The organism is Microcoleus sp. PH2017_35_SFW_U_B (genome assembly GCF_020737865.1).
Taxonomy (GTDB): domain Bacteria; phylum Cyanobacteriota; class Cyanobacteriia; order Cyanobacteriales; family Microcoleaceae; genus Microcoleus.
On sequence record NZ_JAEQDE010000047.1, the window covers coordinates 103,959 to 109,958 of the forward strand.

Here is a 6,000-nt window from a genome sequence, read left to right on the forward strand (position 1 = left end):
TGGGGAGCAGCACAAAGCCATCAAGAAAAAGTATAGGTTTTCTTGATAATTACGATATGCAAACTAAATGAGAGCTAGCTCAGCTTTACGGTAGTTGGCTTGAGTTCGCTAAAGTTCTCTCGAAGTTCACACAGGGGCCTATACTGATATCCTTGCAGAATATTTTGATTCATCCAACGAACCTATCCCCGCACCGGGATACAGATTGCTGGAGTTTCACAGCGTTGATGGTTCCGGTTCTAGCACGCACTACCGTACTGGAGACTGGGAAGTGGTGAGGGTGGAAGAGTACCCGACAGCAATACCTAATAACGACTTGGAGATGATTGTAGTTGGATACTGCAAATATGTACCCCTCCAAACTCCGCTGATACCGATGCCAAAAGCTCAGGTGTCGATCGACTCTTTTGGAGATGAATCGGCTTATCAAGAATTTTTAGCTCAAACAGCAGAAGTCTCACGTCATAATCTCTGATACCGTTGCTTCAGAACAACTCATGGAACTCGTTTATGAGACACTTCCTGCCTGCGCCTAGCCTACAAATAATACTTTAGAGAGTATTGAGCTGGAAGTGCCGATCGCACAATTCGATCGGGGCGTGAGTTTGAGACGATAAATGAAGTAAGCTAGAGAGAAACGTTTCAAAATAGATGCAGACTCCGTAGAGGCAAGCTGGCTATGAACTGGAAAACATACATTCACTCAAATCCTAAAATTCTGCTTGGAAAGCCTGTAATTAAGGGGACACGAATATCCGTGGAGTTCGTTTTAGGGCTATTTTCAGAAGGTTGGACTGAGCAACAAGTTCTAGAAAACTACCCAACGCTTAATCATGAATCTATCCAAGCTGTATTTGCCTTCGCTGCGGAATGCCTCAAAGAAGACGTATTTTACACGCCTCTACTCTTTGCTGAGGCAAGTTAATGCGGTTTCTGGCAAATGAAAACTTTCCTCTTCAGAGTGTACGACTGCTACGACAAGCGGATCTGGAAGTCGCTTCTGTTACCGAGGATTCTCGCCCGAATTGAGGATGCGGATGTTTTGGCTCGTGCAGCGGATGAGCAACGGGTGATTTTGACGTTCGATCGCGATTACGGTGAACTCATTTATCGCTTGCGGATGCGATCGCCAAGAGGTGTCATTTATTTGCGGTTTCGTCCTCACACACCAGAAGAACCAGCATCAATATTGTTAAATTTATTACAGATTGAAGGATTGCAATTTGAGGAATGGTTTACGGTGGTTGATCGCGATCGAATTCGTCAGCGCCCGTTACCCTAGATGGCGATCGCTGTTGTAGTTGTGGCATGAATTTCGATCGATAAATGAGGTAAGCTAGAGACAAAGGTTTCAAACAATTTTAATTAATGCCAGTATCCGTTGCTTATCTGTTGGACAGAATCACAGTGAATCGAAGACAATGTGGCGATCGTCCCTGCATCCGGGGAATGCGGATTCGAGTCATCGATATCCTAGAGTTGCTAGCTGCGGGTGAGCAAATTTTTGAGTTTCTGGAAGAATTGCCAGACTTGGAACTTGAGGATCTCAAAGCTGCGCTTCTTTATGCAGTTCGCAAACTAGACCATCCGGTTTTAGCCGCATGACTATTTGGTTGAATGCTCATCGATCGCCAGCCATTGCTGTGTGGATTACTGCTACTTTTTGTGAAATACATTAGCGATCGGCGGTATTTTTTTATTATATTGGGTATTGTACCGCAACTGCGATATAATTATAAGTTATGTCGCTTAGTCCTTGGCAGATTAGTCGAAAGAGTGGTTTTAATCCATAAAGTAAAATCCCATCCCAAGCTGAAAATGAGTTCATTTGTATGGCGGACATATGCAGAAAATGTTTCTCCGATCCAAATTCTTTATGAATTCCGTGGAAAACCTGCGGATATTACGGAGTAGATGGGGTAAAACTGAAGGGAAGTGAATTTTGAATGGAGACTGTGCATGTCGAGAGATCGTCTTAGTCAAGTTGAGAAGAGTCTGAAACGACTACGTGAGCAACTTGCTGGCAAAGAAGACACGCTCACTACAATCGCGCCAGAAGAACGAGTGCGAATTAAACAACAGATTGCTGACCTCAAAAAAGATGAGATTAGACCGTTTGAAGAAGAATACTGGCAGATTTTGACAGAGCGAGTACCGACCGTTGATATCGTAGATTTAGAAGCCGAAGCTGTGATAACGGAAATTGTCGAGCGGGTTAAACTTTTAGAGCAGAATCCACAATACTCGCCTGAAATTTTGGACTTGTTACAAAAAATTTATGCTGAAGTTAGTCAACCTGAAACACCTGCGGCTGCAAAGCTAAAAGGGGCGCTTTCATTACTGCCACCATTCGTTAGTCTATCTTACGAAGCCGAAATTGATACAGAAAGCTTCTTGAGATCTAACTTCCCTACATTTAGGAAATGGGCTAGTGCTCTAGCAAAAAAGTAATAGCCACTGAGCAGTCAGATGATTCAAAAAGAACGCATCTAGAAAATCTCACTTTTCCGCACAGCGAGGAGAAGCCTACGTGGCGAAACCTTCTTTCAGTGAAGGTGCGAAATTTACTTGCTCAAGTAGGAGCAAGTCTTGGCTTTTTGGTATTTTTGATGCTAATAACTCGACAGATTATTTTTCCAGAGCCGCCAAAGCTTCCTTTGAGTCAGACCATTGAGGCTCAATCAAATATTATTGCAATGACATTTACTAATGATGGGTTACAACTAATCAGCGCAAGTGGCAACACGCCTATCAAATTATGGAACTGGACAACTAAAAGAAACACGACTATTTTTGATGATAGATCAAGTAATGCTTTATCTATTTCAGTTAGCCGAGATGGAGCGTATGTTGCTACTGGACATGGGAACTTTCAGGAAAGTAAAAATCTGCAAGAGAGAGATATAAAAATCTGGGATAGGAAAACTGGTCAACTGCTTAAGACGCTTAAAGGTCATACAGCACCAGTCCGTGCAGTTGCATTTAGCCCTAATGGTTCACGAATAGTTTCAGGTGGTCAAGATAAAGTGATAAAGGTTTGGGATGCAAATACTGGCAAATTGCTTCAAAATATTCCAGCACATACGGATCACATAACATCTATTTCTTTTAGTAATAACGGAAAGTTTTTTGCAAGTGCTAGCGATGATAAAACTATAAAACTGTGGGATAGCAATAGCTTGAAGTTACTCAACATATTGGAAGGACACAGAGGGCAAGTCCTATCGGTCGCATTTAGTTCTAATGATCGGGTTTTAGTGAGCGGTAGTGGGGAAGACCGCTTCGATCAAAATATTCAGGAGAATAGTGTAAACGTATGGGATCTTAAGACTGGTAATGTTCAGCATACTTTAACTGGAAATGCAGGATGGGTCTGGTCAGTAGCAGTTAGCCATAATAATAAATATGTTGCCAGTGGTGGCTACGATGGCACTGTTAGGGTATGGAACCTAATTAGCGGAGAATTAGTAGGAATCGGGGCTGAACATTCAAAACAGGTTTACACTGTTAAGTTTAGCCCCGATGATCAGCTACTTGTAAGTGGTAGCGACGATGGTAGACTGAGACTCTGGAAAATCCAACCTCAGTAGTGCATGTTCACTTACCTGTATCCACAGACTTGAACATTTGCCGCGCGTCTCCAAGACCACCGATACCAACAGGTATATTTAGGTCGGTATGTAGAGTTCGCACTAGATTGACTTTGAGAGTTCGCGCTACTTTGGCTGTTGTAGGAGGATTGAGCCATAGTTGGAGCAGTTGAAAGCACCAACATAGCTACTAATCCTGACAGTGAAATTAAACGGGAGGAGGCTTTTTTCATGTAAACTCCATAGACAAGTAAACATTCGATTGACACATCGATCTCGATCGGAAGCATTGTTGCTTATGGATGCCCCTTAGTAATTAAGGTAACACATGTATTCTAGGGATGTGGAGAGGAAATGGTAATTGATGATATTAACTGATCTTATGAATTTCTCTGTTTCTCGTCCGGAGACTTAGGGATCTTTTCCGGGTGCAGAGCATTCTCTCCCTTGCCACTGAGTTTACGCTGGGTAGCGGGTAATGGAAACTCCGCCTTTTCCTGACTATCCCCATTGGTTCCTGGGTCGCCTGATCGCCAATCGATCTCTTGGTTCTTCGTCGATCGCAATTTCACTCCAGACGAACTCGATCGCATCCGCCTACAATAATAAGTAGTTAGAATCCCCAAAAATGTATGCCCGTTGTAGCAGTTAAAACTTACATTGAGTATCGGAACGATGCCTATTGGGTTGAAGGAACTCGGATTTCTCTTGACTCGATCGCCTATGCTTTCCAACAAGGACTATCCCCCGAAAGTATTGTTCAGTCTTTCCCGCTGCTGACGCTGGAACAGGTTTATGGGGCGATCGCCTTTTATCTAGCCAACCGCGCTGAAATCGATGCTTACTTAGCTGCCGAAGAAGCTGCATTTGATGCCATGCCTCAACCTCTACAAAGCAGCGATCTAGTTTTGTACAACAAACTGATGGCAGCTAAGGCTGCAAAATAGAAATAGAGAGGAATGCTAAGTAAGAGATGCCCAAAAAAATCAGGGATTTGAAAAGCCTATTATTGAAAGCAGGATTTACTTGTGAGTCTGCTAAAGGGAGCCACACCAAATGGTCACATCCTCTACTACCAGGAAAGCTGACTCTCTCGGGAAAAGACGGCGGTGATGCAAAACTCTATCAGGAAAAAGATGTTGACAACGCTCTCAAGCAATTAGCTGAAATTGAGGAGGAAAACAAATGAACAATCGTTATACCATTATTATTCAGTGGTCAGATGAGGATAGCTGCTATGTCGTTAGTTTTCCCGAATGGGGAGACTATTGTCATACCCACGGGGATACTTACGAAGACGCATTAAAAAATGCCCGCGAGGTTTTGGAACTTCTCACTGAATCGACCGTAGCTGATGGTAAACCCTTGCCACAGCCGCAATTATTCGGTCAATTTTTACAACACGCATAAGCATCTCTAAACATCATTAATAAAGATTGTCGCCTGTGGATTACAGACTTCTGCGATCGTGTAACTTTGCATGACAGATGTTATTTCATAGGTTATATCTATTCTAGGCAAAATTGGCACGAATTGGGAGATCGATCGCCACTTTTGTTTTAGCCAACCGCAAATAATCAAAAAAGGTATGAAAATTTCCATACCTTCCTAGTCGAGATTATTTCTAAACAAGTGCTGTTGCTTGCTTTGTTTGTTCGAGATACTGCCGATATTTTTCCTCGGAACCGAAGGAGTCAACTGAAACCGTAGATTTTGGCATCGGTATCAAGGGTGTTTGAACAGGGGAGTATTTGCAGTAGCAAACCACGATCGCCTCAAAGGCATTGTTCGGGATGGCTGTCTGGTATTCTTCTACTCTAATTACTTCCCAGTCGCCTACGCGGTAATGAGTATCAGCACCAGCTATTTGGGTGTCTTTAGATTCTGTCAGAGTTTGGAACTCTAGCGGCCGATAACCAGGTTCGGGAATCGGTGAATTTGATGAATCAAAATACTCTGCCAAAATGTCGGTTAGCCCTCCGGTGTGAGCTAAAAGTCTGTTCTCGGCACCTTCTTCTTCTGTCCAGTCAGCGCGAAAAATAATGTATTTTCTGCCCATTTGTTAATCCTCCTCGTCTTCATCCATGTAGTTAGGAAAACTGGTTTCACCTTCAAATATGCAGGAGTATTTGAGGGTTGAGTCTTTTGTCGGTTTGATTCGTAGCAGTCGCCAGCCGTATTTTTCCTGCATTGCGTAACACCGCCATCGTTCGGTGACGGAGTGGCTTGAGGTGACTTCCTCTGGTTGAGAATTGGTCACAACGATCGTATCTCCATAATGTTCATTTGAATGGTGTCAATGGCAAGGTCATGGTTGAGTCGAGGGGGGATATTATTCCCCGCCCCTCTCAGTTAGAACCGGACGTGCGATTTTCACCGCATCCGGCTCCCGATGTTCTTGGCTTACGCC

The 6,000-nt window shown here is 43.4% G+C and carries 10 protein-coding genes and 1 pseudogene; 9 read left to right on the forward strand and 2 right to left on the reverse strand.

All coding sequences use genetic code 11. From position 1 onward, the window contains the following. Positions 1 to 205 precede the first annotated feature (205 nt). From JGK36_RS13830 to JGK36_RS13870, 9 genes and pseudogenes are all read left to right on the forward strand, one after another. Complete coding sequence (locus tag JGK36_RS13830) at positions 206 to 475, forward strand: hypothetical protein (protein ID WP_293197122.1); 270 nt, start codon at positions 206 to 208, stop codon at positions 473 to 475. A gap of 204 nt (positions 476 to 679) precedes the next feature. Then, positions 680 to 925 carry a DUF433 domain-containing protein gene (locus JGK36_RS13835; protein ID WP_293193839.1) on the forward strand — a complete coding sequence of 82 codons (246 nt, stop codon included), beginning with the start codon at positions 680 to 682 and terminating at the stop codon, positions 923 to 925. Beyond that, a pseudogene (locus JGK36_RS13840) lies at positions 925 to 1,282 on the forward strand (DUF5615 family PIN-like protein). Before JGK36_RS13835 ends, JGK36_RS13840 begins: the two are co-directional and overlap by 1 nt. 86 nt (positions 1,283 to 1,368) lie before the next feature. Next, positions 1,369 to 1,605 carry a DUF433 domain-containing protein gene (locus JGK36_RS13845; protein ID WP_293197120.1) on the forward strand — a complete coding sequence of 79 codons (237 nt, stop codon included), beginning with the start codon at positions 1,369 to 1,371 and terminating at the stop codon, positions 1,603 to 1,605. A gap of 354 nt (positions 1,606 to 1,959) precedes the next feature. After that, the gene (locus JGK36_RS13850) at positions 1,960 to 2,451 is read left to right on the forward strand and encodes a hypothetical protein (RefSeq protein ID WP_293197119.1); all 492 of its coding nucleotides are present in this window, start codon (positions 1,960 to 1,962) and stop codon (positions 2,449 to 2,451) included. 98 nt (positions 2,452 to 2,549) lie between these two features. Next, positions 2,550 to 3,590, forward strand: a complete 1,041-nt coding sequence (locus tag JGK36_RS13855) for a WD40 repeat domain-containing protein (RefSeq protein ID WP_293197118.1) — start codon at positions 2,550 to 2,552, stop codon at positions 3,588 to 3,590. Positions 3,591 to 4,222: 632 nt separating this feature from the next. Beyond that, on the forward strand, positions 4,223 to 4,537 hold the full coding sequence (locus JGK36_RS13860; protein ID WP_293197117.1) for a DUF433 domain-containing protein: 315 nt from the start codon (positions 4,223 to 4,225) through the stop codon (positions 4,535 to 4,537). Positions 4,538 to 4,563: 26 nt separating this feature from the next. After that, a complete protein-coding gene (locus JGK36_RS13865; protein ID WP_293184483.1) occupies positions 4,564 to 4,779 on the forward strand; it encodes a type II toxin-antitoxin system HicA family toxin in 216 nt (71 codons plus the stop codon). Further along, a complete protein-coding gene (locus tag JGK36_RS13870; RefSeq protein WP_293197116.1) occupies positions 4,776 to 5,000 on the forward strand; it encodes a type II toxin-antitoxin system HicB family antitoxin in 225 nt (74 codons plus the stop codon). Before JGK36_RS13865 ends, JGK36_RS13870 begins: the two co-directional genes overlap by 4 nt. Positions 5,001 to 5,214: 214 nt before the next feature. On the opposite strand, the gene JGK36_RS13875 is transcribed toward JGK36_RS13870, so the two are convergent. Together JGK36_RS13875 and JGK36_RS13880 are read right to left on the reverse strand one after the other, a co-directional pair. Continuing rightward, the gene (locus tag JGK36_RS13875) at positions 5,215 to 5,649 is read right to left on the reverse strand and encodes a hypothetical protein (protein ID WP_293193851.1); all 435 of its coding nucleotides are present in this window, start codon (positions 5,647 to 5,649) and stop codon (positions 5,215 to 5,217) included. A gap of 3 nt (positions 5,650 to 5,652) precedes the next feature. After that, positions 5,653 to 5,850: a hypothetical protein gene (locus JGK36_RS13880; protein WP_293184477.1), complete on the reverse strand. Its 198-nt coding sequence runs from the start codon at positions 5,848 to 5,850 to the stop codon at positions 5,653 to 5,655. Positions 5,851 to 6,000: the final 150 nt, after the last annotated feature.